A 24637-nucleotide genomic window follows, 5' to 3' on the forward strand; every position below is an offset into this window, starting at 1 on the left:
ATCTTGTAGCAAAACCATGACATCGTGCTGACGGGATCTCGAAATGCCGGCTCCAGACTCGGAGACATGGCAGTGATCTTCTCCGAGGCACCCACGACCACCAGCGGTTCCGCCCGTCACGCGCTCGTGACGCGGGCCGCGTCCCGCACCTCCGTGCTCGTCGCGGGCGCGGCCGGGTTCGCCCTCGCCTTCGTCGCGGCCTACCTGCTCTTCGTCCGCACCGAAGGCGGCCGCGGCGTCGAAAACGGCGTCGTCCACAGCGCCCAGTCCGCGGGCGCGACGGTGGCCTGGGCGGCCCCGCTGCGAGACCTGGACATGGTGGTCGCGCTCGGCGGGGTCGCGGTGCTGCTGCTGGTGATCTCCCTGGTGCGGCGCCGGTTCGCCCTCGGCGTGACGGCCCTGCTGCTGCTCGCGGCCCCACTGGTGGTGGCGCAGCTGCTCAAGCTGTACGTCCTGGACCGGCCCCTCTCCGGTGACCGGTTCGGGGTGGCGAGCCACAACAGTTTTCCCAGCGGGCACGTCAGCGCGGCGATGGCCGTGCTGGTGGCGCTCGCGATCGTCCTGCCCCGCCGGTTCCGCCCCCAGGTCCTGGTGGCCGGCGGGCTCGGCGTCGCCTGGGTCTCGGCCGCGGCCGTGGCGCTGGGCTGGCACCGGTTGAGCGACACCGTCGGCGGCTGCCTCCTGGTCGCCGCGGTCACCTGCGCCGGGGCGGCGGTGGTGTCCGCCCGCCGCCCCGACGGTGACCGGGTGCCGCTGGTCCCGGTGCTGATCGGGTTGTCGGCCCCGCTCGCGCTGGTACTGGCGGGCTACGCGGTACTCGCGACGGCGACGTCCAGCGCGGCCCAGTTCGTGGCCGCGATGGTGATGGCGGCGCTGGCGGCGATGGTGGTGGTGTTGCTGCTGACCGGGCCGCTGCGCCGGGTCAACTTCGACCCGGCCGAGGGACGGGTTCGGCGGCTTCTGCGCCGCTGACGGTTCTGGTTCAGCGCGCCGGGTTGCCGGGTTGCCGGGTGATGGGCGGCTGGGCTGATCCGGTCGGCCTGGGTCCGCGCGGCGGGGAAGCGGCGATCGCGATGGGCGCCTGTGCTGCGAGGGGCATCGCGTGTGTCTGGAGAGGCATTGCGTGTGATTGGGCGGGCATCAAGCGTGACTGAAGAGTCGACACGTGTGATTGGAGGGTCGACACGTGTGATTGGGGAGTCGACACGGGTGGGTGGGGCGTTCTTGCGCGTGCGGGGGCGATGGGGTGAGGGGCCAGTTTTGGGGGATTGGTCCGCGACAGGGGTTCTGGGGAACGCCTAGCGTCGGGGGAATGGACCCGAGGCTTGCCGATGACTTGCGTTCTCTGCCCGATCTGCTCGACGCCACCCGGAAAGTTGCCGGGGAGGCGCTTGCCGGGCTGGGGGATCGGGCGGCTGCGGTGCCGCCGGGTGAGGTGGCTGCGGCGCCGTTGCCTGGTGCGGGAGTTGGGGGCCGGGGTGCGCTGGAGGAGTTCGCGCAGCGGTGGGAACCTGGGTTTGCCGCCAGTGCCGGGCCTCGTTATCTCGGGTTCGTGACCGGTGGGGCGACACCCGCGTCGCTCGCGGGGGACTGGCTCACCTCGGCCTACGACCAGAACCCCGCCAGTGGGATGGACTCCTCGGCGCAGGACCTGGAACGCGAGACCGTCGGGTGGCTCGGTGAGCTCTTCGGGCTGGGCGCGGAGTTCTCCGGCGCGTTCGTCACCGGTGCCACGATGTCCACCGTGACCGGCCTGGCCATCGCGCGCGAGTGGCTCGGCGAGCGGGCCGGGGTGGCCGTCTCGGAGGAGGGGGCCGCCGCGCTCGGGCCGGTCGCCGTGTTGTCCGGCTCGCCGCATTCGAGCATCTCGAAGGCCCTGTCGTTCCTCGGGATGGGCCGCTCCGCCCTGCGGAAGGTGCCGGAGCTGCCGGGGCGGGAAGCCGTCGACGTCGCGAAGCTCGACGAGATGCTCGGTGCGCTGGACGGGCCGGCGATCGTCGTCGCGAACGCGGGCACGGTCAACACCGTCGACTTCGACGACCTGCGCGCGATCGCGGCGCTCAAGGAGCAGCACGACTTCTGGCTGCACGTCGACGCCGCGTTCGGCGGGTTCGCCGCGCTGGCACCGGAGCACGCCACGCTGACCGCGGGGCTCGACCAGGCGGACTCCGTCGTCGTCGACCTGCACAAGTGGCTCAACGTGCCCTACGACTCGGCCGTCCAGTTCACCCGCCGCCGCGACCTGCAGCTGCGGGTGTTCAGCAACAACGCGGCCTACCTCGGCGAAATCGGCGAGATCCCGGACTTCCTGCACCTCACGCCGGAGAACTCCCGGCGGCTGCGCGCCTTGCCCGCCTGGTTCTCGCTCGTCGCCTACGGCCGGGACGGGCACCGCGAGATCGTCGAGCGCTGTGTCGAGCTGGCCCGCGACCTCGGACGGCGGCTCGACGGCTCGCCGCGCTGGCAGGTGCTCGCGCCGGTGCGGCTCAACGTCGTCTGCTTCACCCTGGCCGGTGACGTCACCCAGGCCCGGATCGACGCGCTGGTCGACGGGATCGCCGAGGACGGCACCACCTTCCTGACCCCGACGGTCTACGACGGCCGCCCGGCCCTGCGCGCCGCGTTCAGCAACTGGCGCACGACCGCGGCCGACGTCGAGCGCGTCTTCGGCGCGCTGGAACGGGTGGCCGCCGGCTAGCTGCGGTCCGACTTCGGCATCAGGTACTTCCACGGCGACGCGCCGACGCCCAGCTCGCACGGCACGTGCACCAGCGCCGGGCGGCCCGAGGCGAACGCCTTGTCCAGGGCGCCGCGCAGGTCGTCCGGGGTGCGGGCGATGAGGCCGAGCGCGCCGAACGTCTCGGCCAGGCGGGCGAAGTCCGGGTTGCGCAGCCGCCCGCCCAGCGCCCGGCCCTCGAACAGCCGCTCCTGGTCGAGGTGGACGTTGCCGTAGTAGCCGTTGTCGAACACCACCGCCACGACGTTGAGTCCATATTGGACGGCGGTGGCGAGCTCCTGCGCGGCGAACATGAAGCCGCCGTCACCGGCCACCGAAACCACCGGGCGGCCGGGGAACGCGGCCTGCACGCCGAGCGCCGTCGGGTAGCCGAAGCCGAGCGTGCCCTGGTGGCCGCACGTGACGAACGTGCGCGGCGAGTAGACCTCGAACCCGAAGTACGACGCGAAGCCGACTTGGCAGATCTCCTCGACGAAGAAACCGTCGCGGGGCAGCACGTCCCGGATCGCGCGGAGGTACTCCAGCTCCGGGCCGACGTCGGAGAACCGGTCGGCCACCGCCGCCTTCAGCGTGGTGAACTCCTCGGTCCGGTCCGTCCGTTGTGGACCGACGGCGTCGGCCAGCGCCGCCGCGGCGTCACCCGCGTCGGCGACGATCGCGACGTCCGCCTCGAGCCGGGTCGCCTGCCGCGGGTCGATGTCGAGCAGGATCGTCTTCAGGCCCGCGGGCTTCTCCGGCCAGCGGAACCAGGACAGCTCCATCCGCGAGCCGATGCCGATCACGACGTCGGTCTCGGGCCACCGCTCGAACCCGGACACGCAGGTGAAACCGAGCGGGTGGTCGTCGCCGACGATGCCGCGCCCGCCGCGGAACGGCACCACCGGCGCCTGCAGCCGTTCGGCCAGCGCCCGGACCGCGGCGGCCGCGTGCCGGGCGCCGCCGCCCACCATGATCATCGGGTTCTTCGCGCCGGCCAGCAGTTCCGCGGCCGCGTCGACGGCGTCCGGATCGACGATCGGGCGCGGCAGCGGCAGCGGACCGGCCACCTCGGCGGGGGCGCGCAGGCCCAGCACGTCCCACGGCACGGCCAGGGCGACCGGCCGTGGCCGCCCGCCCGCGGCCTCCCGGAACGCCGTCGCCACCGCGTCCGGGACCTCGGCCGGGTGCTCGACCAGCGCCGACCACTTGGTGATCGTCCGGAGGGTGGCGAGCTGGTCGGGCATCTCGTGGAGGTGCCCGAGCCCGCGGCCGAGGTAGGCGCGCGGGATCTCGCTGGTCAGGCACAGCACCGGCGCACTGGCCCCGTGCGCCGAGAGCATCGCGGCCGACGCGTTGAGGACGCCGGGACCCGGCACCACCGTGTAGACGCCGGTCCGGCCGGTCGCCTGCGCGTACCCGAACGCCATGTACGCCACGGTCTGCTCGTGCCGCGCGCCGATCACCCGGATGTCGCCGGCGCGGGCCAGGCTGTCGAACAGGTCGTAGGTCTGCACGCCGGGCAGGCCGAACACGGTGTCGACGCCGTGGGCGCGCAGGCCGCCGACGATCAGGTCGGCCGCTGTCGGGGCAGGCGGGGACGTCGGCATCGGTGCGGCCTCCTGGGCGTCGTCCGTGGGCGGGACCATATATGGTTTCCTACATGATCAGCGCGTCCTCGGGAAGGCCCGCCGTCACCAAGTCCCAGCTGGCCTACGAGACGATCAAGGCCCGGATCGTCGACGGCAGTTACGGGCCCGGGTACCGGCTGGTGCTCGACCAGATCGGCCGGGAACTGGACGTCAGCGCGGTGCCGGTGCGCGAGGCCCTGCGCCGGCTCGAGGCCGAGGAGCTGATCGAGTTCGAGCGGAACGTCGGGGCCCGGGTGATCGCCATCGATCCGGCCGCTTACCGGCACGCTATGCAGACGGTGGCGATCGTCGAAGGCGCGGCCACCGGGCTCGCCGCGCCGCTGCTCACGCCCGAGACGCTCGCGCGGGCCCGTGCGCTCAACGACCGGATGCGCCGCAGCCTCGCCGAGTTCGACCCGCTGGCGTTCACCGCCCTGAACGCCGAATTCCACGAGGTGCTGTTCAGCGCCTGCCCGAACCCGAACCTGGTCGAGCTGGTGCAGCGCTGCTGGACCCGGCTCGCCGCGGTCCGCGACAGCACGTTCTCGTCGGTGCCGGGGCGGGCACCGCGGTCGGTGGAGGAGCACGACCGGCTGCTGGACCTGATCGAGGCCGGGGGCGATCCGGCGGAGGTCGAGCAGTTCGCACGGGGGCACCGGCTGGCGACCTTGGAGGCTTACCTGGCTCGGGAGCGTGAGGTCTCGCACTGACGGGCCGGGCTGGTGCGCTGCCGCTTGCGGGTGATGGCTTTGCTGTGTTGAGGTCGATTTCCGGTGCGGCGCCGTGGGTTCGGCGCTGCGCCTTTGATGCGGCACGGCGCTGGTGCGCTGCCGCTTGCGGGTGACGGCCCGGCTGTGTTGAAGCCGGTTCCGGTGCGGCGCCGTGGGTTGTGCGCTGCGCCGTGGGTTGTGGCAGGGCGCTGGTGCGGTTTGCCGCGCGTGACGGTGGCCGGTGTGCGGGATCGCTGGGGGACTGGTGCTTTCCGCGGGGTGATGCTCGCTGCGGGCGGCCGGGTGGTTGCTTCAGTGGGTGCTTGCCGCGGGCGGTGCTCGCCGTGGGAGTACAAGCGGTGCTTGCCATCATGGCCGGCCGGTGGTGCTCCCTGTGAGGCGATGGTCGCCGCGGTTACGGCTGGTCGCTTCAGGCAGCACGCCGCGCGTGGTGGCTGTGGCAGTGAGTGCTGCCATCGAGGCGATGTCACCGGGCAGCGCGATGCTCGCCGTGGCGATGGGTTGTTGCTTGGGCGATGTTGAGGGCAGCCGGTCGTTGTTGCGGGGCGATGGTTGCCGCGGGTGCGAGGGTGGCTGACTTCGGTGGTGGCACCGGATGGTGGATTGGCCGCGGTCAGCGGGGCGGGTTGTGGCGGGGCTTGATGCGGACGGCGGGCAGTTCCGGGGCCGGCAGGCGCTGCGGGGTGCCGGTGTAGCCCGTGACGCTGCCGAACTGGTCGGATTCCGCCTGCCACGCTTCGCGGAAGGCCGCTATCTCCTCGTGGGTGCGGCCGACGAAGTTCCACCACATCAGGATCTCTTCGTCGAACGGGGTGCCGCCGAGCAGGAGGAAGCGCGCGGGCGTCGATCCGTTGTTGCTCAACGTCAGGCTGCGCACGCCGGTGCCGACGTAGCCCAGCTCCGCCGCGCGGACCGGGGTGCCGCCGACGGTCACCGCGCCCGTGTCCACCAGCACGCCGTGCTCGAAGGTGGGGTCCACGCCGAGGGACATGTGGGCGTCCGGGTTCAGCACCAGTTCCGCGCCCAGCAACGGGGTGAACGTCGAGATCGGGGACGTGCGCCCGGCCAACGAGCCGAGGAACACCCGGATCTCGGCACCCTCGATCCGGTTCACCGACGGCACGTAGTGCTGGAAGTCGCGGGCCGTGTGCCGGTGCCGTTCGGGCAGCGCCACCCAGAGCTGGACTCCGTGCAGGGTCTTCGTGGCCGCGGTCGAGACCTCCGAGTGGCAGATGCCGTGGCCGCCGGTCATCAGGTTGAGCTCGCCGGGCCGGACCATCGCGTGCGTGCCCATGCTGTCGCGGTGCTCGATCTCGCCGGCGAACAGCCAGCTCACCGTCTGCAGGCCGGTGTGCGGGTGCGGGGCGACGTCCATCGCGCCGGCTCCGGCGACCTCGTCCGGGCCGTAGTGGTCGGCGAAGCACCAGGCGCCGATCAGCGAGCGGGCCCGCTGGGGCAGCGTCCGCCGGACCCGCATCGCCCGCGGGCCGCCCAGCGGCACCTCGCGCGGGGTGAGGACCTCGACGGCCGGGCGGTCCGGGTCGGCCGTCGAGGGCCGGTCGCCGCAGGCGAGCTCGGCGGGGTCGGCCTCGATGTTGCTCATGCCCGCCACGGTAGTCGCGGCCGCGGATTCTTCGCGTTCTGGAGTTGTCAAACACCTCGGCCGCCTCAAGCGGCGGGCCGCTGCTCTCCGCTGATGATCGCCTGGCCTGCCGACGTCAGCACCGCCGGCACCAGCTCACCCGGCAGCCCCGGCCCGGCCGCGCGAACCAGGCCCAGGTGGGCCAGCGTGTGCGCGGCGAACTGGTCACCGCACGACAGCCCGTCGATGAAGAGGTCGGGTTCGCTGCTGCAGGACACCAGGCCCCGCCCGGCCCCGACCGCCCGGAGCATCGCCAGCATGCGGTGGTTCACCAAGGGGCGCGTGACCGTCACCGGTGGCTGCTCGTTCCCGTCCATCTCGGTCCCTCCCGCTCGTGGTTCGGCCTCGTCTCACTCACGCGTCGAACCGGATGACGGGAATTCGACATCTCGGACGACGGCGGCCCGGCCAGAGCGTTCACCTCATCGTCACTCTCGCCGGTCCAGACGGGCTCGACTCCGCGTCGACGGTCGTTCGGAGGGGAACCGGGCGCGGATGGGGTCAGAACGGAGGCTCACCCACCCCGGCGGCCACCGGTTCCGGCGTCCAGGCGCTGCTCACGTCACCGCCGCCGACCCGGGCGGCCTTGGTCACCTTCGCCGTGGCGTACCGCAGCGACGGGCCGATCTCGTCGACCTCCAGCTCCAGCACCGTGCGCTTCTCGCCCTCCTTCGTGTCGAACGACCGCTGTCTCAGCCGTCCGTGGACGACCACGCGCGTGCCGCGCCCGAGCGACTCCGCGACGTTCTCCGCGTACTGCCGCCACAGGCTGCAGCGCAGGAACATCGCGTCACCGTCGCGCCATTGGCCGGACTCGCGGTCGAACGTGCGCGGTGTGGAAGCCACCGTGAAGTTCGCGACCGCGGCGCCGACGGGCGTGAACCGCAGCTCCGGGTCCGCCGTCAGGTTTCCGACCACCGTGACCAGCGTTTCGCCTGCCATCTGTTCCTCCGTCTCCTCGGGGTGCGGGGTGCACCGCTCTCGCCGACGAGGAGAGCACGGGGGACCGACAGTTCCGGGCCGGGCGACGAGATGCCGTCCCCGGTCCGGGGTGGTTGGGTGCCGCCATGCCGACGGCGTTTGAGAAGGAGCTCGTCACGCTGGCGCACCGCCTGGCGGACCTGTGCGCCCTGACCGCGAGCGCGTTCGAAGAGGCCTCGCGTTCCCTGCTCGAAAACGGCTGCACGCTGGGCGAACATGCCGCGGCGGCGGCCGCGCTCGGCGCCGCGTGCGAGGACCAGGCGTGCGCGCTGCTGGCGCTGCACGCCCCGCACGAGGCGGACGTGAAGGCGGTCGTGGCCGCCGTGCACACCGCCGCGGATCTCACTCGGATGGGTGGTCTTGCCGCCGAGCTCGCGGGCCGGGTGCCGGCGGACGCGCGGCCCGCGTTCGCGCGGCTGGGCGCGCACGCCGTGACCGCCGCCCGGGAACTGCGGCGGATCCTGGCCGAGCCCGGCGCGGACAGCGGGCTCGACGACGCCGTCGCCGAGGTCGAAGCGGCCGAACGGGAGCTGCGTGTGTGGGCCGGTGGCCGTGACCGGCCCTACGGCACGGGTGCCGCGGTCGAGGTCGTGCTGCTGGCCGCGGTTTACGGCCGGTTCGCCGCGACCGCCGCCGCGATCGCGCGCCGGGTGCGCGGGTTCGCGCCCGTTAGCGCGTGAGGCTCAGCGGCCCTGCTGCGGGAACTCGCCCTGCTGGGGGTTCTGGCCCGGCTGCGGCTGCGGGAAACCCTGCGGCTGGGACGGGTGCGGCGGCTGGAAACCCTGCGGCTGCTGGAACCCCTGCGACGGGTGCTGCGGCTGGAAGCCCTGCGGCTGCGACGGGTGCTGCGGGTAGGGCTGCTGGGCCTGCTGCTGCGCCTGCTCCTCCTGCGCCTGCAGCCGGACGGCGTCCTCCTTCGGGATCCGGTTCTCGATCCCGCAGAACGTGCACTGCGCGGTGTACTTCACGTGGATCGGGAACAGCGGGATGAAGAAGAGCGTGAACTTCGTGACCGACTTGCGGACGGCGTGCGAGGCGGGGTTGCCGCAGCGGCCGCAGAGGAACGTCGTCATCGCCAGCACGAAGATCCTCGTGCGGTAGCCCCAGATCAGCATCGGTCATCTCTCCTGTCGGTCCTGCGTTCGCGGGGGAGCGTGGCACACCGGCGGGCCGGTTCGTGGTGGTTTCGGCAAACCCGTCCGGCCGGGTTCCGGGCGAAGCGGACATTCGACCCGTACCGCGGGTGCGGCGGTGCCCGGGACTAGATTCACGATCATGCCGAGCGACTTCAGCCTCAAAGCGATGAACGCCGTCCACCGCGGTCTGGTCAAGCTCACCGGCGGGCGGCTGGGCTGGAACGCCGCCGCCATGCCGGTGCTGGAACTGACCACCGTCGGCCGCAAGAGCGGGCAGCAGCGGTCGGTCATGCTGACCTCGCCGCACCAGGAGGGTGACGCGCTGGTCGTCGTCGCCTCGCGCGGTGGCGACGACACGCACCCCGCGTGGTTCCTGAACCTGCGCGACAACCCGGACGTCGAGGTCTCGGTGAAGGGCGCGCCGCGGCGCCCGATGCTCGCCCGGATCGCCGACGGCGAGGAGCGTGCCCGGCTGTGGCCGAAGATCACCGCCGACTACAAGAACTACGCGAACTACCAGACGAAGACCGAGCGGGAGATCCCGCTCGTGTTCCTCGAACCGCGGTAGGTCACGACCGCGCCGTCAGGTAGGCCGGGTCCGGTCCGGGGATCGCCTGGTCCGGTACCCCGGCCAGCAGCTGGCTCATCGCGTGGAAGTACGGCGGCGCGGCGACCGTGCCGCCGAACGCGCCGTGGCCGCAGTTGCCCAGGTGCACGGGGGTGCCCGGGCAGATCTCCCGCGGGTGGGAGCCGTCGGCGAACACCATCGACGACACGGCGTAGTTGTCCACGCCGCCGACGAACGCGACGGACTCGCTCTGCTGGGTCGTGCCGGTCTTGCCGATGTCGGGGCGGGTCCAGCCGGCCGCGTGGGCGGCCTGGGCCGAGGTGCCGTCCGTGGTGTCCTTGCTCAGGCCCGCCTCGAGCGTGTTCGCGACGCCGGCCGGGATGACCTGCTCGCACGCCTGCTGCGGCACCGGCACGGCGTTGCCGTTCCGGTCGGTGATCGACAGGATCGGGTTCGGCGGGCACCAGACGCCGCCGCTCATCAGCGTCGCCGAGACGTTCGCCATCTCCAGCGGGCTGACCGGGCTGTTGCCGAGGGTGAACGAGAGCAGGTTCTGGAAGTACTGCGACTGCGGCTCGTTGTACTGCGGGCTCGGCGACTTCGGGTCGGGCGCGGCACCCGCGTCGTTGGTCGCGAGGGTGTTCCGCAGTCCCAGTTTCCGGGCCATGTCGAGCACCGTCGGCATGCCGACCTGGTTCTCGAGCCCGACGAACGCGACGTTCGGCGACGTCGCGAGCCCGTCGGCCAGCGTGATCGGATCGGCGTAGTGGCCGTCGTTGTGGACGGTGTAGCAGGCGGTGTGGCTGTTCGCGTTCGGCGGCGTGAAGCACTGGCTGTCCGGGTTCGGCAGCGGCGTCTGCAGGCCCGCCTTGCCGGTGACGAGCGCCGCGGCCGAGGTGAAGATCTTGAACGACGAACCCGCGCCGAACTCGTTGCTCGCGTCGGCCACGATGTCGGTGGACGTCTCGCCCTTCGCCGGGTCGGTGCCGAAGTTCCGGTTGGCGACCATGGCGAGCACCTGGTGCCCGTTCGCGCCCGGCTGGACGACGGCGAAGGTGTTGGCCACGCCGTCCTGCGTGGTCGGCACGTTGGCGTCGACGGCGTCCTTCGTCACCTGCGAGACGCGGGGGTCCAAAGTGGTCTTGACCGTGTACCCGCCGGTGGCCAGCTGGTCCGGCGTGAACCCGGCGTGCGCGAGGTAGTTTTCCGCGTAGGCGCAGAAGAACCCGGCGTCCGGGGCCGCGCCCATGCACGTGCCGGACGGGGTGACCGGGCCGCCTGCGAGGAGGCCGAGCGGGGCCGCCTTGGCCGTCGCGGCGTAGGACGCGGGGATCGAGCCGTTGGTGACCATGTCGTCGATCACCGTGTTGCGCCGCTGGGTCGCCTTGTCCGGGTGCGAGTACGGGTTGTAGATGCTCGGGTTGTTCACCATTCCGGCGAGCAGCGCCGCCTGCGGCACGGTCAGTTTGTCCGCGGTCGTCCCGAAGTACGCTTTTGCTGCGGCGCCGACCCCGTACACGGTTCCGCTGAATTCGACCACGTTGAGGTAACTGGCCAGAATGTCGTCTTTGCTCATCGTGTCGTTGAGCTGGACGGCCATTTTCGCCTCGCGCAGCTTGCGCGCCAGCGAATCCTCGCGGTCGGCCTGCTGGGCCACCGGATCGGTCCGGTCGACGACGTTCACGAGGTAGTTCTTGACGTACTGCTGCGTGATCGTCGACGCGCCCTGCAGTGACCCGCCGGCGCTGTCGTTGACCGCCGCGCGCGCCATGCCCTGCAGGTCGACGCCGCCTTCGGTGTAGAAGCGACGGTCCTCGACGCCGATGATCGCGGCCTTCATGGTCGTCGCGATCCCGGCCGCGGTGACCGGTAGCCGGTACTGCGACCAGAGGGTCGCGATCGGGGCGCCGTTGCGGTCGGTCACCGTGGTCGTGAGCGGCGGATCGGCGGCGGCGAGCTGCGCGGAAATGGCGTCGACGGAATCGCTGACCTCATTCGACAGCAGGCCGGCACCGATGGCGGCGGGCGCCACCGTGCCGGCGGCCAGAATTCCGGCGAGGACACAAAAACCGACAAAGGGGATCACGCCCCGGCCACGATTCACGGAATCGAGATTAGCCATTACCGGATAAGGCTTCCGTTCGGTGAGACATGTGCCTCACCGGGCCAACCTGCCGAGCAGTGCCGAAGCGACCGAAATCGCCGCCACCGTCGCCACGACCAGAACGGCGAAGTCGAGGCCGAGGTGGGCGGGGGTGCCGATGAGCAGCCCGCGCAGGGCGTCGACCTGGTAGCTCAGCGGGTTGACGTGGCTGAGCACCTTGAGCCAGCCCGGCATCAGGTCCACCGGGTAGAGCGCGTTCGAGCCGAAGAACAGCGGCATCGTGATCGCCTGCCCGATGCCCATCAGCCGTTCGCGGGACAGCACGACCCCGGCGATGACGATGGACAGGCAGCAGAAGAACGCCGAGCCGAGCACCAGCACGACGGCCATCGCCAGCAGCTTCAGCGGGTTCACGGTCAGCCCGACGCCCAGGATCGCGGCGAGGATCAGCACCATCAGGGCTTGGACGAGCGCCCGGACCCCGGCGGCGAACGCCTTCCCGGCGACCAGGGCCGCGCGCGGGGTCGGCGTCACGAGCAGCTTGGCGAGCACGCCCGCGTCGCGCTCCCAGATGATCTGGATGCCGTAGAAGATCGAGATGAACAACGCCGACTGCGCGAGGATGCCGGGCGCCAGGTAGTCGAGATAGGGCGTGGTGCCGGTCGGGATCGCCTTGATCCGGGTGAACGTCTCGCCGAAGATGAGCAGCCACAGCGCGGGCTGGATGGCGCGGGTGAGCAGCTCGGTCTGGTCGCGGCGCAGCTTCTGCAGCTCCACCAGGCACATGGCGCCGACGCGCGCGGCCAGGATCTGCAGCTGCCGCAGCGGGCCGGGGTCAGCCGAGACGGCGGGCGGTGCGGCGAGTGGCACGGACACTGCGGATCCCTCCTTCTTCACTCTCGAGCCGGTCACCGGTGACCGCGCGGAACACGTCGTCCAAAGTGGACTCGGGGCCGAGGTCGGCCTCGAGCTCGGCGGGTGTGCCCAGTGCGCGGATCTTGCCGGTGTGCATCAGGGCGACGCGGTCGCAGTACTGCTCGGCTTCGTCCATGTAGTGGGTGGTGACGAGCACGGTCATCCCGGTCTCGGCCCGGATCTGCGAGATCCGCTCCCACACGGCCGAACGGGCGACCGGGTCGAGCCCGATCGTCGGCTCGTCGAGGATGAGCAGCCGCGGGGAGCTGACCAGGGCCTGGGCCAGCTCGAGACGGCGGATCATGCCGCCGGAATAGCCCTTGGCCGTGCGGTCGGCGTCGCCGGTCAGGCCGACCAGGTCCAGTGCGCGCCGGACCTCTTCGGCACGCCGGGCGCGGGGGACGTCGAAGAGCCGGGCGAACAGGGAGACGTTCTCGCGGCCGGTCAGCGCGCCGTCGGCGGACAGCTGCTGCGGGACGTAGCCGATCAGCCGCCGCACGGCCATCTTCCGGCGGGCGACGTCGAGGCCGGCCACCGTGATCCGGCCCGGTCCGGTCGGCAGCAGCGTGGTGATCATCCGCAGCGTGGTGGTCTTGCCGGCGCCGTTCGGGCCGAGCAGGCCGAACACCTCGCCGGGGTGGATCTCCAGGTCGACGCCGTCCACCGCGCGTGTCGTGCCGAAGGAGTGGGTGAGGTCGGTGCACCGCACCGCGGGTTCGGTCATGGCTGCTCCTTCAGGATGCCCATGAGTTTTTCCAGTGCCGGCAGCGCTTGTTCGATCACGGCTTTGTCCTCTTCGGACAGTCCGGTGAGGGCGTCGGCGACCAGGCCGGTCCGGGCGCGGCGCCAGGCGGCCATCCGGTCGGCGGCCGCGGGGGTGAGCTCCAGCCGGGTCGCGCGCCGGTCGAGGGGGTCGGGTTCGCGGTGCAGCAGCCCGGCCTCGACGAGCTGGTTGACCAGAGTGCTGACGGAGTTGGTCGCCAGGTGCAGTTCCCGCGCGGCGGCCGCGACGCCGACGCCGGGGTGGTCGGCGACCACGCGCAGGACCTCGACCTGGGCGCCGGGCAGGGGAAAACCCGGGACGTCGGCGCGGACCCGGCGGCGCACGACCCGGCGGATGCCCTGGACGGTGCCCAGGAGCCGTTCGGCGAGTTCGGTCATGGCCCCAAGGTAGCTCTGACTCAGAACTATTAGCAACGCTAAATGTCTGGTTGGCGCAGAACCGGGGGAAAGTTCCGGATCAGCGGAGGCGCGCGGCCTCGGTGAGGGCCAGGTCGAGCAGGCCGGGGAAGCGCGCGTCGAACTCTTCGCGTCGCAACGCGTTCAGCCGCTGGGTGCCGCTGTCCCACTGCTTCAGCAGGCCGGCGCCGCGGAGGATCTTGAAGTGCCGCGACGCCGCGGGCTTGCTGACCGGGGGCATGATCGCGCCGCACGACTGGCCGGGTTCGCGGGCCAGCGCGGCGACCATGGTCAGCCGGTGCGGGTCGCGCAGCGCTTCGAGCGCCTCGCCGAACGAGACGTCCTCGAGTGCCGGATGCTCGAGCGGGGTCGCGGTGCGGCTGGCCATGGTTCGAGTATCCCTTGCGTGGCGGCGAGGACGTGTGCCAAGGTCGATGTTAGCTGATTGGTTAACATGAAGGAGTGCGTTCAGAGTGCGTGTCTACCGTCCCGGTCCGGCCGGAAGCCTGGTCCAGCAGGAAGAACCCACACCCGAGCCGCAACGCGGTGAGGTGCTGGTCCGGGTCCGCGCGACGTCGCTGAACTACCGCGACCTGCTCATCCTCGGCGGCGACCACTTCGCCAACGGGCCCGGGAACCTGATCCCGGTGTCCGACGCCGCGGGCGAGGTCGCCGCGGTGGGCGAGGGTGTCACCCGCTTCGCCGCCGGCGACCGGGTGATCGACACCTTCCACTCGAACTGGATCGGCGGCCGGCTGCCGGCCGCGGAAACCCTGCGCGGGTACGGCAACGCCCAGGACGGCTGGCTCGCGGAGTACCGCGCCGTCTCGGAGCACGCGCTCGTCGCCCTGCCGGATTCGCTCACCTTCGAGCAGGGCGCGACCCTGCCGTGCGCCGCCGTCACGGCTTGGACGGCGCTCAACGGCGGCCGCCCGCTGGGTCCGGAGGACGTCGTCCTCACCCTCGGCACCGGTGGTGTGTCGTTGTTCGCCCTGCAGCTGGCGAAGGCGCACGGGGCGCGCGTGGTCGCGACGACGTCGAGTGCGGCGAAGGCGGCCAAGCTGACGGAGCTCGGCGCGGACGTCGTCGTCGACTACGTCGCGACACCCGAGTGGGGCAAGGCTGTGCTCGACGCGACGGGCGGGCGCGGTGCCGACCGGATCGTCGAGGTCGGCGGGCCCGGCACGTTCGCGCAGTCGCTGGTCGCCGCCGGGACGCACCACGCCGAGATCGCGCTGGTCGGGTTCGTCGGCGCGGGCGGGGCGCCGATCGACTTCATGGACCTGTTCCGCAGCGGCGCGACCGTGCGCAAGACCTGGGTCGGCAGCCGGGACGACACCGAGGACCTCCTGCGGCGCCTGGCCGTTCGCCCGATCGAACCGGTCATCGACAGCGTTCACCCGTTCGGGGAGGCCGACGCGGCGTTCCGGCACTTCAGGGGCCGCGGCAACTTCGGGAAGGTCGTCATCACCGCGTGAGGCGAAAGGGATACCGCTGATCGGCTGAACTGCTGTGGTGTCGACCGTTCGGCGGCACCTCGGCGCCGTTCGCCGCGTGATCGGCCGGTTCCGGTCCGGAATCGCCGGGCCCGGGAGCATGCTGTCCTTTCCGACCCCGCGTCCCCGCACCTGACGTCCACTGTGGACATTGCCAGTGTGCCCGGCCCGGCGGTCATCTCGACCGGAGAACGGACGCCGGAGAATAGGAAACGTCGTGACCCTGCTGGACAGCAAGCTCGTCCGCTGCTGGACCTCCCGCCCGAACCTGCAGTCCCTCTACAGCCTCGCCGCGGCCGCCCCGCGCGTGCGCGCCTCGCTCGGCCTCGCGCCGACCGGCGGCGGCACGCTGAGTTTCAAGGTGGACGGCGACGCGCTGGACCGCACCCAGGCGGAGCTGCTCGCCGCGACGTCGGCCAAGCTGCCGGTGCACCCGCTGGTGACCCAGGACCTCTACGGCCGCTCGACGGTCCGCTGCTGGCGCCGCAACCGCGACCTGCGTGTGCTGACCGGTGACCTGGTGGACGTCGCCGACCGGCTGACCCGGGCGGGTTACGGCGGTGCGCTGCGCTTCGCGAGTGTCGAGTTCGCCGCCCCGGACGGGCGCCGGGACGGGAAGCTGATGCTCGTGTACCTGTTCGGGCGCGGCACCTTCCACGCCGCGGCGTGGCCCGGCACCGGCACCCTGGACCGCGCGCTGGAGCTGCGCGCCCGGGCCGCGCTGCACGGCTCGCTGCCGTTGGAACCGGACGCACACCGGCGTTTCGTCGTCTGATATTTCCGCGTTTGTCGTGGTCACGGCCTTCTGCGAGGATGCTGCTCTCGTCCGACCGAAGGAGTTCGCCGTGGCTTCCCGTTTGAACCCGTACCTGAGCTTCAAGGACAACGCCCGCCAGGCCATGGAGTTTTACGAGACCGTTTTCGGCGGCAAGCTGATGGTGCACACGTTCGGGTCATTCGGTGCACCCGAAGGGCCGGAAGCCGACAAGGTCATGCACGCCCAGCTGGACACCGGCAGCGGCTACACGCTGATGGCGTCCGACACCCCCGAAGGCATGGAACACAATCCCGGTACCAACATCACGGTCAGCCTCAGCGGGGACGACGCCGACGACCTGCGGGGCTACTGGGAGAAGCTGAGCGAGGGCGGCACCGTGACGGTTCCGTTCGAAAAGCAGGCGTGGGCCGACGAATTCGGGTGTTGCATCGACAAGTTCGGCATCCCGTGGATGGTGAACATCGGGCAGTAGCCCGCTCCGGGGCGTTGCAGCCCGGGCCTCCGTCGGTGACGATGGAGGACCGGCGTGCTGCGGCGCCGGGCCCGAAGGAGGCCCGATGGCGGGTTCCCCCTGGACGTGTGCGCAGTGCGGCGCGGTCAACGACGGCGCCGCCGGGCGCTGTGGCACCTGCGCGAACCTGGCGCCGGGCCGGGCCCGCGCGCGGGCGCTGTGGGTGCTGCTGACCCTGATGGTGGTCGCCGCGGTCGCGGTGACCGGGGTCGTGCTGTTCGCCGGGGGCTCGAAGTCCCCGCCCGCGGCGTCCGGGCCGTTCCCGCAGTACACGACACCGGCGCTGCCGACGACCAAGACCGTCGTCACGACCGCGGCCGGTGCCACCCCGCCCGCCGCGCCGTCGACGTCCACCTCCAGCTCGGCTCCGTCGTCCACCCCGGCCGAGAAGCCGTGCCCGGGGGACGCCGCCCGGTACCTGCCGGGCGGCGCGGGGACGGCGCTGCTGGTGGGGGAGACCGCGAAGTCCGTCGTCACGGTCTGCAAGACCCCCGACGGCCGGATCTTCTACGACGGCCAGGCCCGCGGGCAGGGGGCCTCGGACACCACCCACATCGTGCTGCCCGCGCAGCCCGAGGGTGACGGCTACGTCGCGGTGAACGGCGCCTACAGCTACAAGGTCGGCGGCGGCAGGCTCGTGGTGTCGGACGGCAGCCAGGTGCTCTCGGACGACGAGCTGACCACCACCGGCTGAGCGCCCGCTCACGATGTGGGAGCCGCGGCGCGGGGCGGGGCTTTCGACGCATCCTGGCGGGTGATCACCCGAGGCCGACCCCGAGGTAGCGCCCATGTCTTCGCCGCTGGACAACCCGACCTGGACGTCGCTGGCCGGGCCGCACGCCCGGTTCGCCGAGCGAGCCGGCCGCGTGCTGCGCTACCCCGAGGACGTCGCGCCCTTCCTGGGGCTGCCCGACGACCCCGGCGAGCAGGACTGGCGGGACGTCGCCGCGCTGGCCGGACCCGGTGCGACGGTCGTCGTCGCCGGCGGCACCGCCCGGCCGCCGGAGGGCTGGGAGGTGCTCGAGGTGCTCCCGGGCGTCCAGCTCGTCGACGAGAAGGTCGTGCCCGCGGCGGACCCGGAGGCGGTGCGGCTCGGGCCCGCGGACGTGCCGGAGATGCTCGACCTCGTCGCGCGGACGAAGCCGGGGCCGTTCCGGAAGCGGACCGTCGAGCTCGGCACCTACCTCGGGATCCGGCGCGAGGGCGCGCTCGTGGCGATGGCCGGGGAGCGGCTGCACCCGCCCGGCCACACCGAGATCAGCGCCGTCTGCACCGACCCGGCCTTCCGCGGGCAGGGCCTGGGGACGCGGCTCGTGCACGCCGTCGCGGCGGGCATCCGCGAGCGGGGCGAGACGCCGATGATGCACGCGGCCGCCGGCAACACCTCGGCGATCCGGCTGTACGAGTCGCTGGGGTTCGTGGTGCGGTGGCGGCCGAACTTCGTGGCGGTGCGGGTGCCGGCCTGAGTCAGGCGCCGGTCGACGAGCCGGGCCGCACGATCATCAGCACGGTGACGGCGGCCCACAGCAGGTTGAACACGCCGGTCGTCATGCCCAGCCGGCTCAGGGTGCCCGGCGTGGGTGCGGCGAGCTGGCTCTTCTGGGCCGGCAGCACGACGAACGCGAGCACGGCTGCGGCGACCGCGGTCAGGCCGATGGACACGATCAGCCACGGGTCGCCCATGACGTGCATCGTGCCCGCGACGCCGAGCCCGAACACCGGCACGGCGATGGCCACGAGCGCGTAGACGCGGCAGATGCGGTGCAGCACGGTCACGGTGGTGACGTCGCCGCCCGCCGCCACCCGCCGGGCCGCGGCGGGGAACATGCTGGCCGCGACGGCCACCGGGCCGACGGCCAGGATCGCCGCCAGGACGTGCACCGAAAGCAGGAACTTCGACACGGAACTCCTCTCCTCGACGAGGAAGTTATCGGCTCGGCCGGCACCCCGGGAGTGGCTGGAATGCCAGATAGCGCCGGGATCTGGCCAAGGGTGTCGATTCCGCCGTCCCCGGTTCGACGCCTGGGCAGGAAGCGGAAAGGGGAGCACGATGACCGCCACGACACGTACCGCCGCGCCGGACCGGGTCCGGAGCCTGCCGGTCCTGCTCGCCACCGAGGACGACGCCGAGGACATGGGCCTGCTCGCGCCGGACGACCGGCTCACCTGCCACGTGCACGGCCGCTGGATCCACCAGTGCGCCGCCTCGCCGCTGCACGTCAGCCCGGTCACCCGGCACCGCTGGTGCCGCGACTGCCGGGCCCCGCTGGCCGTCGCCGTCGACGAGCTGGCGGTCGCCGTGTCGATGTCCTGCCCGCGTTGCGGACACGGCGGCAGCGCGGCCACTGCCCGGCTGACCACGGCGTGCCGGGCGAGCCTGGTGGCCGAGCGCGCGGCCCGGTACGCCTCAGCCGTCTAGCGTGACCAGACCCGCGTAGACGTCCGGACGTCGGCGCCGGAGCCAGGCCGCGAGAAGCAGCCCGGCCACCAGGGCCACCGCCAGCAGCCACGGCAGCAGGGCGATCGCGGGTGCGTCCGAGCCGGCGAGGGTGGGGAAGTTGAGGATCGCCAGTGCCGTCACGGTGATCAGGCCGAGGCCGCCGAGCGCGGGGGCGATCGCGGTGCGCCAGAGCCGGGGGTCGCGCCGGCGGCGGAAGAACACGACGACGGCGACCCCGGCCATGGCCTGCAGGGTGATGATGCCCAGGGTGCCGATGCCGGTCATGCTCGCGGTGAGGTCGGCGAGCGGGTCCAGCCCGGCCAGGGCGTAGGCCGCGGCGATCACCGTGGCGAGGGTGATCTGGGTGCCGCTGGCCACGTACGGCGCGCCGTTGCCCGGGTTCGTCCGGCCGAGGACGGCGGGCAGCACGCGGGCCCGGCCGAGGGCGAACAGGTACCGCGTCGCGGAGTTGTGCAGCGCCAGCAGCGCGGCGAACAGGCTGACGACCAGCAGCAGCATCATCACGTCGGTGAGCACCGGGCCCAGGTACGTCCGGCTGATGGAGAAGACGAGGTCGCCCGTCGAGAGGTGGTCCTGCGCGACCTTCCCGGCCTGCTCGACGCCGGCCGCGCTGACGATCGCCCAGGTCGTGAGGGCGGCGAAGACGCCGATCAGCACGATCGCCGTGTAGGTCGCGCGGGAAATCGTCCGGTGCGGGTCGCGGGCCTCCTCGCTGAACAGGCCGGTGGCTTCGAAGCCGACGAAGGCGTTGAAGGCGAACAGGAACGCGATGCCGGCCGAGCCGGAGAACACCAGGCCGGGGCTGAACGCCTGGACGTCCAGGCCGGTCCGGGCGGTGATCGCGACGTCGAGCACGAGCAGGATCGACACCTCGAGCACCAGCGACACCCCGAGCACCTTCGCGCTGACGTCGACCCCGCGGCGGCCGAGCGCGAACACCGCGACGGCCGACACGAGGCTCCACAGCGGCCACGGCGTGTGCCACCCGAAGACCTGCTCGACGACGTTGGCCGTGAAGAACCCGCTGGTCCCGATCGCCCCGGCGACGAAGCAGTTGTAACCCAGCAGCGCGACGAGCGCCGCGACCAGGCCGAGCGGGCGGCCCAGCCCGCGCGTGACGTAGCCGTAGAACCCGCCGGCGCCGACGACGACCTTGCTCATCTGCGCGTAGCCGACCCCGAAGAGCACGAGGATCACCGCGGCGAGCAGGAACGCGCCGGGCATCCCGCCGCCGTCGCCGAGGGCGATGCCGAGCGAGGCCACCACGATGATGCCGGTGAGCGGGGCGACCGCGGCCAGCACGAGGAACACCACCCCCGGCGTGCCGAGGGCGTCCCGGCGCAGCGCGCCCGTTTCCGATCCGGCCATGGGCGTCTCCTCCGCTGCGGTACCGATGCGGAAAGGGTGCGCCGCCGGGTGGCCCGCGGTCTTGCCACCCAGCGCAGGACCGTTGTCGGGGAACGTCTAGCTCGGCACCCACAGGGTGACGCGGGTGCCGCGGCCCGGCTGGGAGTCGACCGTGCCGTGGCCGCCGACCTCGGCCAGCCGCGCCTTGATGGACTGGCTGATGCCGAAGCCCGGCGGCCGGTCGCGGACGTCGAAGCCCTGGCCCTGGTCCCGGGCGACCACCGCGATCCCGCCGTCGCGCTCCTCCACCCGCAGCACGACCTGCTTGGTCCCGGAGTGCTTCACGGTGTTGCGCAACGCTTCCCGGACCGCCTCGCACATCGCGGTCCGCCGGTCCTGCGAGAGCTTGTCGTCGTCGGCGAAGTCCGCGGCGACGAGCTGGGTGCGCAGCCCGTCGCGGGCCAGCTCGGTGGCGACGTCGGCGAGTTCGATGGCGAACCCGCGCACCGAGCTGCCTTCGACCGGCTCGGTGATCTTGCGGCGCAGGTCGGCCGCCTCGGCCTTGGCGACCGACCGCAGCTCCCTGAGCCGGGTGACGGCCTGGGCGTCGTCGCCGGGCGCCGAGATGGCCAGCGCCTCGAGGGTCTGCAGGACGCTGTCGTGCATGATGCGCAGCGTCCGGCGGCGCTCCGCTTCGCGCCCGCGGCGCAGGCCGAGGTCGAGCGCGAACCGGGTGCCGGCCCCGAGCAGGATGAGGGTGCCGGCGGCCAGCACGATCGCCACCCCGAGCGCGATCATGCAGCCGACCGAGCGGGTCACGGCGAGCTGGTCGTTCAGCGGGAGGCCGCCGGTGAGCGTGAGCGCCGCCCGCACCGGCGCGGCCGCGACGAGCAGCCACAGCGCCGCCGGCAGCCCGAACGTGCCTGCCCACATGGCGACCGCGCCGACCAGCCAGGTCCACGACACGTCGATCGCGAACGGCTGCACCGCGGCCGGCGCCGTGGCCGCCACGGCGAAGTTGAGCAGTACGCCGACCACGAGGTCCAGGCTCAGGACCCGGCCGGCACCGCGGGCGCGCAGCCCGCCGACCCGCAGCACCCAGAACATCTCGGCGGAGTTGACGACGACGGCGAACAGCGTGGCCGCGAGCACCGGCCCCAGCCCGATGCTGCCGTTCGCGGCGGTGAACCCGATGAAGACCTTGATGAACGCCGCGGTCCGGTAGGCCAGCGGCACGACCACCCAGTAGCGCGAAGCCCGGGCGAGCGTCGCGTCGCCGACCGCGGTGATGTCACCCGCGTCGCCGTCGGGCACCGGAGCCTCCGCGGGCGTGCCGTTGCGCAACAGCGTGCGGACGAACGCACGCGGCGGCGCGTCAAAGCCCGCCTCGGGCATCGGTGTCCCCATTCATCCGGCCGTCCGGGCGGTTCGAGCCTCGCAGCGCGGCAGGGCATGGTCAACCGCCAGGGTGACAAGTCTGCCCTGGTGGACCAAAGCCCGCCGTACGGGCGGGCGGCCGGGACGTGATCAGTAGGTGGCCCCCGCGTGGAACGTCGTCTCCTCGCCGGTGTACTCCAGCCAGCCCGGCGAGCCGGTGGTGGCGAAGCGGTACCAGGCGCCGTTCAGGTCGTGGGCCAGCCGCCGCGGCGCGTGCTCGCCGAGCAGGCCGCGCGGCCCGGACAGCACGTCGAGCGCGTCGAAGACGAAGGGGAGCTCGAGGCCGTGGCAGGCGCCCATCCGGCCGTCGAGCAGCGGGGAGCGCCACTCGAACTCGTAGCGGAAGGTGCGGCCGGCGTGGTTCTCGGCCAGGTCGCGTACCGAGTCGCGGAAGACCAGGTCGGTCAGCGCGTCGACGAGCACCTCGCCCGCCACGCGCTCCCCGCCGAGGCCGTAGCGGTGCAGGACACCGGCCGGGTCGGGGTGCGACACGGCCAGCGACGCGACGGCCTGGTCGTCGGTGACGGCCTCGAGCACGCCGGTCGGCACCAGGTAGAGCCGCATCTCCTCGCGGCAGCTGCCGACGATCAGGTCGACGGCGGCGCCCGCGCCCGCCTTGATCGCCTTGCCCGGGTGCTGCGGCAGCACGTCGTCGCCGACCATCGGCAGGAACGGGCTGAGCCCGTAACCGCGGTCGTAACCCAGCGCGTCACGCAGGTCGGGTGCGCCGCCCGGGCGCAGCACCGCGTCCTGGGCGTCGAGCAGCTGCTCGGTCGAGACCTTACGGAACGCCTCCGCGGTCGCCTCGACGTGCAGCTCGTCGGCGACGACGCGCGCGAGCCGCTTCGCTTCGACGATGCCCCGGACCATGTCCGGGTGTCCACTTTGGATGATCGCCCGGCGGAACAGCCCGGTCGCGAGCGGGGAGCCGAGCAGGCACGCGACGCTCACCGCGCCGGAGGACTCGCCGAAGAGCGTGACGTTTTCGGGGTCGCCGCCGAACGCCTCGATGTTCTCCCGGACCCACTTCAGCGCCGCCAGCTGGTCACGCAGGCCCAGGTTCGTCACGCCGCCCTCGAGCGGCAGGAACCCGTCGATCCCGAGCCGGTACTGCACGGTCACCAGGACCGCCCCGGCCCGCGCGAACGACGTGCCGTCGTAGACCGCGGCCGAGCCGGTGCCGCCGATGAACGCGCCGCCGTGCACGAACACGAGCACCGGCAGCCCGGCCGCGCCGGTGTCCGGCGTCCAGACGTCGACCGTCAGGTACTCCGGCCCCGGCCGCCAGCCGGGGCCGACGATCGGGTCGAGGTCGAAACCCGGCAGGTCACGGTGGCGCTGCGGGGCGGTCGGCCCGGGTCTCCGCGCGTCGCGGACGTCCTCCCACGGTGGGGCCGGCACGGCCTCGGCGAACCGCAGCTCGCCGTCGGGCGCGGCGGCGTACGGGATGCCGCGGAACCGGGCGACGCCGTCCGCGGTGAGCTCCCCGCGGACCGCGCCGGACGTGGTGGGGACGATCGCGTCGGTCATGCGGGGGCTCCTTCGTGGAAAACCTTGCCGGGGTTGAAGATCTGCTGCGGGTCCAGCGCCCGCTTGACCGCGCGGTGCAGCTCGAGCACCGCCGGGCCGAGCTCCCGGGACAGGCCGGGTTGTTTCAAGAGGCCGACGCCGTGCTCGCCGGTGACCGTGCCGCCGAGGTCGAGCGCGTCGGAGATGATGTCCTCGAACGCCGCCTGGGCGTTCTTCCGCGCGGTCTCGTCGCCGGGCGGGGTCACCAGCAGCGGGTGCAGGTTGCCGTCGCCGATGTGCGCGATGTTGGCGATCACGACGTCGTGGCGCAGCGCCGCCCGGTCGATCCGCGCGAGCATCTCGGGCACGGCCTGCGTCGGCACGCAGACGTCCTCGGTGAGCACCGGCCCGAGCCGCTCCAGTGCCGGGTAGGCGAGGCGGCGGGCGTCGAACAACGCGTCGGCCTCGGCCTGGTCGGACGACTGCGCGGCCCAGGTCGCCCCGGCCTTTTCGAAGCATTCGAGCAGCACCGAGGCTTCGTGCTCACCCTGGGCGCCGGGTGCGTCGGTGCGGCCCAGGAGCACGACGTTCGCGTCGGTGCTCAGGCCCATGTTCTTCCACGCGTCGACCGCGGCGAGGCAGTGCCGGTCGACGAGTTCGAGCGCCGAGGGCAGCACCCCCCGCGCCGCGACCATCGCCGCGGCCTCCCCGGCGGCGACCGTCGTGTCGAAGTAGCCGGCCACCGTCCGCTCGGCGGCCCGTGCCGGACGCAGCCGGAGGGTGACCTCGGTGATCACGCCCAGCGTGCCTTCGGAGCCGACCATCAGCCCGGCCAGGTCGTAGCCCGCCACGCCCTTGGCGGTGCGGCGGCCGAGCCGGACGAGTTCGCCGGTGCCGGTGACGACCTGCATGCCCAGGACGTAGTCGCGGGTGACGCCGTACTTCACGCAGCAGACGCCGCCGGCGTTGGTCGCCACGTTGCCGCCGATCGTCGACCAAGGCGAGCTCGCCGGGTCGGGCGGGTACCAGAGCCCGCGTTCGGCGCAGGCCGCGCGCAGATCGTCGTTGACCACACCGGGTTCGACGACCGCGAGCCGTTCCTGCTCGTTGATCTCCTTGATGGCCGCCAGCCGGTCGGTCACCAGCACCACGCAGTCCTCGACGGCGTTCGCGCCGCCGGACAGCCCGGTGCCGGCGCCGCGGGTGACCAGCGGCGTGCCGTGGCGCAGGCACTGTCGCACCACGGTCTGGACCTCTTCGGCGGTGTGCGGCCGGACCACGACGGCGGGCAGCGCGTGCGGTGCCCATTCGGCCTCGTCGTGGGCGAAGCTCCGCAGCACGTCCGGGTCGCGGACCAGCCGGTCGGCCGGCAGGGCGGCGGCCAGGTCGTCGATCAGCATTCTCGGGGGACTCCTCGTTGTCGCCCGCAAGCCTAGGACGGCGGACCGGCCGCGTCATGGGCGAATCGGCCCGTGATCGTCGCGGATGGGTAACGGCC

At 72.5% G+C, this 24637-nt stretch carries 26 protein-coding genes; 11 read left to right on the forward strand and 15 right to left on the reverse strand.

Features of this window, described 5'->3' with window-relative positions; genetic code table 11:
* Window positions 1–66 precede the first annotated feature (66 nt).
* Both ACIOD2_RS35425 and ACIOD2_RS35430 read left to right on the forward strand, forming a co-directional pair.
* The gene (locus ACIOD2_RS35425; protein ID WP_400548228.1) at window positions 67–972 is read left to right on the forward strand and encodes a phosphatase PAP2 family protein; all 906 of its coding nucleotides are present in this window, start codon (window positions 67–69) and stop codon (window positions 970–972) included.
* A gap of 580 nt (window positions 973–1552) precedes the next feature.
* Window positions 1553–2698 (forward strand): pyridoxal phosphate-dependent decarboxylase family protein, encoded by a 1146-nt coding sequence (locus ACIOD2_RS35430; protein ID WP_400548231.1) that lies wholly within the window; start codon window positions 1553–1555, stop codon window positions 2696–2698.
* On the opposite strand, the gene ACIOD2_RS35435 is transcribed toward ACIOD2_RS35430, so the two are convergent.
* Window positions 2695–4362 (reverse strand): thiamine pyrophosphate-dependent enzyme, encoded by a 1668-nt coding sequence (locus tag ACIOD2_RS35435; RefSeq protein WP_400548234.1) that lies wholly within the window; start codon window positions 4360–4362, stop codon window positions 2695–2697. The two genes, ACIOD2_RS35430 and ACIOD2_RS35435, sit on opposite strands and share 4 nt — an antisense overlap.
* Before the next feature lie 2 nt (window positions 4363–4364).
* Here ACIOD2_RS35435 and ACIOD2_RS35440 point away from each other — a divergent pair, with 2 nt between their 5' ends.
* The gene (locus tag ACIOD2_RS35440; RefSeq protein ID WP_400548237.1) at window positions 4365–5054 is read left to right on the forward strand and encodes a GntR family transcriptional regulator; all 690 of its coding nucleotides are present in this window, start codon (window positions 4365–4367) and stop codon (window positions 5052–5054) included.
* 634 nt (window positions 5055–5688) lie between these two features.
* Here ACIOD2_RS35440 and ACIOD2_RS35445 read toward each other — a convergent pair.
* The 3 genes from ACIOD2_RS35445 to ACIOD2_RS35455 form a co-directional block, all read right to left on the reverse strand.
* The gene (locus ACIOD2_RS35445; RefSeq protein WP_400548240.1) at window positions 5689–6678 is read right to left on the reverse strand and encodes a pirin family protein; all 990 of its coding nucleotides are present in this window, start codon (window positions 6676–6678) and stop codon (window positions 5689–5691) included.
* A 65-nt stretch (window positions 6679–6743) separates the two neighbouring features.
* The gene (locus ACIOD2_RS35450) at window positions 6744–7034 is read right to left on the reverse strand and encodes a hypothetical protein (protein WP_400548243.1); all 291 of its coding nucleotides are present in this window, start codon (window positions 7032–7034) and stop codon (window positions 6744–6746) included.
* 184 nt (window positions 7035–7218) lie between these two features.
* Window positions 7219–7659: a single-stranded DNA-binding protein gene (locus ACIOD2_RS35455; protein WP_400548246.1), complete on the reverse strand. Its 441-nt coding sequence runs from the start codon at window positions 7657–7659 to the stop codon at window positions 7219–7221.
* 125 nt (window positions 7660–7784) lie between these two features.
* Between ACIOD2_RS35455 and ACIOD2_RS35460 the strand changes: the two genes are divergently transcribed.
* Complete coding sequence (locus ACIOD2_RS35460; protein ID WP_400548249.1) at window positions 7785–8378, forward strand: phosphate uptake regulator PhoU; 594 nt, start codon at window positions 7785–7787, stop codon at window positions 8376–8378.
* Window positions 8379–8381: 3 nt separating this feature from the next.
* Here ACIOD2_RS35460 and ACIOD2_RS35465 read toward each other — a convergent pair whose 3' ends face one another.
* Window positions 8382–8813 (reverse strand): zinc-ribbon domain-containing protein, encoded by a 432-nt coding sequence (locus ACIOD2_RS35465; protein WP_400548252.1) that lies wholly within the window; start codon window positions 8811–8813, stop codon window positions 8382–8384.
* Between the two features lie 160 nt (window positions 8814–8973).
* Here ACIOD2_RS35465 and ACIOD2_RS35470 point away from each other — a divergent pair, with 160 nt between their 5' ends.
* Window positions 8974–9402, forward strand: coding sequence for a nitroreductase/quinone reductase family protein (locus ACIOD2_RS35470; protein ID WP_400548255.1), 429 nt, complete (start codon window positions 8974–8976; stop codon window positions 9400–9402).
* A gap of 1 nt (window position 9403) precedes the next feature.
* On the opposite strand, the gene ACIOD2_RS35475 is transcribed toward ACIOD2_RS35470, so the two are convergent.
* The 5 genes from ACIOD2_RS35475 to ACIOD2_RS35495 form a co-directional block, all read right to left on the reverse strand.
* Complete coding sequence (locus tag ACIOD2_RS35475; RefSeq protein ID WP_400548258.1) at window positions 9404–11506, reverse strand: transglycosylase domain-containing protein; 2103 nt, start codon at window positions 11504–11506, stop codon at window positions 9404–9406.
* A 54-nt stretch (window positions 11507–11560) separates the two neighbouring features.
* Window positions 11561–12382: an ABC transporter permease gene (locus ACIOD2_RS35480; RefSeq protein ID WP_400548261.1), complete on the reverse strand. Its 822-nt coding sequence runs from the start codon at window positions 12380–12382 to the stop codon at window positions 11561–11563.
* Entirely contained in the window at window positions 12342–13145 is an 804-nt protein-coding gene (locus ACIOD2_RS35485; protein WP_400548264.1) for an ABC transporter ATP-binding protein, read from the reverse strand. The genes ACIOD2_RS35480 and ACIOD2_RS35485 overlap by 41 nt, the downstream gene beginning before the upstream one ends.
* A complete protein-coding gene (locus ACIOD2_RS35490; protein WP_323331306.1) occupies window positions 13142–13582 on the reverse strand; it encodes a MarR family transcriptional regulator in 441 nt (146 codons plus the stop codon). The genes ACIOD2_RS35485 and ACIOD2_RS35490 overlap by 4 nt, the downstream gene beginning before the upstream one ends.
* Window positions 13583–13661: 79 nt before the next feature.
* Window positions 13662–13988, reverse strand: coding sequence for an ArsR/SmtB family transcription factor (locus ACIOD2_RS35495; protein WP_400548267.1), 327 nt, complete (start codon window positions 13986–13988; stop codon window positions 13662–13664).
* 85 nt (window positions 13989–14073) lie between these two features.
* On the opposite strand from ACIOD2_RS35495, the gene ACIOD2_RS35500 reads away from it, so the two are divergent.
* From ACIOD2_RS35500 to ACIOD2_RS35520, 5 genes are all read left to right on the forward strand, one after another.
* A complete protein-coding gene (locus ACIOD2_RS35500) occupies window positions 14074–15078 on the forward strand; it encodes an NAD(P)-dependent alcohol dehydrogenase (RefSeq protein WP_400548270.1) in 1005 nt (334 codons plus the stop codon).
* A gap of 235 nt (window positions 15079–15313) precedes the next feature.
* Window positions 15314–15871, forward strand: coding sequence for a hypothetical protein (locus tag ACIOD2_RS35505; protein WP_400548273.1), 558 nt, complete (start codon window positions 15314–15316; stop codon window positions 15869–15871).
* Between the two features lie 70 nt (window positions 15872–15941).
* On the forward strand, window positions 15942–16346 hold the full coding sequence (locus ACIOD2_RS35510) for a VOC family protein (protein ID WP_400548276.1): 405 nt from the start codon (window positions 15942–15944) through the stop codon (window positions 16344–16346).
* Window positions 16347–16431: 85 nt separating this feature from the next.
* Window positions 16432–17079, forward strand: a complete 648-nt coding sequence (locus ACIOD2_RS35515) for a hypothetical protein (protein WP_400548279.1) — start codon at window positions 16432–16434, stop codon at window positions 17077–17079.
* 94 nt (window positions 17080–17173) lie between these two features.
* The gene (locus ACIOD2_RS35520; RefSeq protein WP_400548282.1) at window positions 17174–17851 is read left to right on the forward strand and encodes a GNAT family N-acetyltransferase; all 678 of its coding nucleotides are present in this window, start codon (window positions 17174–17176) and stop codon (window positions 17849–17851) included.
* Window position 17852: 1 nt separating this feature from the next.
* Here the strand turns inward: ACIOD2_RS35520 and ACIOD2_RS35525 are convergent, their stop codons facing one another.
* On the reverse strand, window positions 17853–18287 hold the full coding sequence (locus ACIOD2_RS35525; RefSeq protein WP_400548285.1) for a hypothetical protein: 435 nt from the start codon (window positions 18285–18287) through the stop codon (window positions 17853–17855).
* A 148-nt stretch (window positions 18288–18435) separates the two neighbouring features.
* Here ACIOD2_RS35525 and ACIOD2_RS35530 point away from each other — a divergent pair, with 148 nt between their 5' ends.
* Complete coding sequence (locus ACIOD2_RS35530) at window positions 18436–18804, forward strand: hypothetical protein (protein WP_400548288.1); 369 nt, start codon at window positions 18436–18438, stop codon at window positions 18802–18804.
* Here the strand turns inward: ACIOD2_RS35530 and ACIOD2_RS35535 are convergent.
* The 4 genes from ACIOD2_RS35535 to ACIOD2_RS35550 form a co-directional block, all read right to left on the reverse strand.
* Window positions 18793–20214, reverse strand: coding sequence for an APC family permease (locus tag ACIOD2_RS35535; protein ID WP_400548291.1), 1422 nt, complete (start codon window positions 20212–20214; stop codon window positions 18793–18795). The two genes, ACIOD2_RS35530 and ACIOD2_RS35535, sit on opposite strands and share 12 nt — an antisense overlap.
* A gap of 96 nt (window positions 20215–20310) precedes the next feature.
* Complete coding sequence (locus ACIOD2_RS35540) at window positions 20311–21588, reverse strand: sensor histidine kinase (RefSeq protein ID WP_400548294.1); 1278 nt, start codon at window positions 21586–21588, stop codon at window positions 20311–20313.
* A 132-nt stretch (window positions 21589–21720) separates the two neighbouring features.
* Window positions 21721–23160, reverse strand: a complete 1440-nt coding sequence (locus ACIOD2_RS35545; RefSeq protein WP_400548297.1) for a carboxylesterase/lipase family protein — start codon at window positions 23158–23160, stop codon at window positions 21721–21723.
* Entirely contained in the window at window positions 23157–24539 is a 1383-nt protein-coding gene (locus ACIOD2_RS35550; RefSeq protein WP_400548300.1) for an FAD-binding oxidoreductase, read from the reverse strand. The genes ACIOD2_RS35545 and ACIOD2_RS35550 overlap by 4 nt, the downstream gene beginning before the upstream one ends.
* Window positions 24540–24637: the final 98 nt, after the last annotated feature.

The organism is Amycolatopsis sp. NPDC088138, assembly GCF_044741685.1.
Classification (GTDB): domain Bacteria; phylum Actinomycetota; class Actinomycetes; order Mycobacteriales; family Pseudonocardiaceae; genus Amycolatopsis.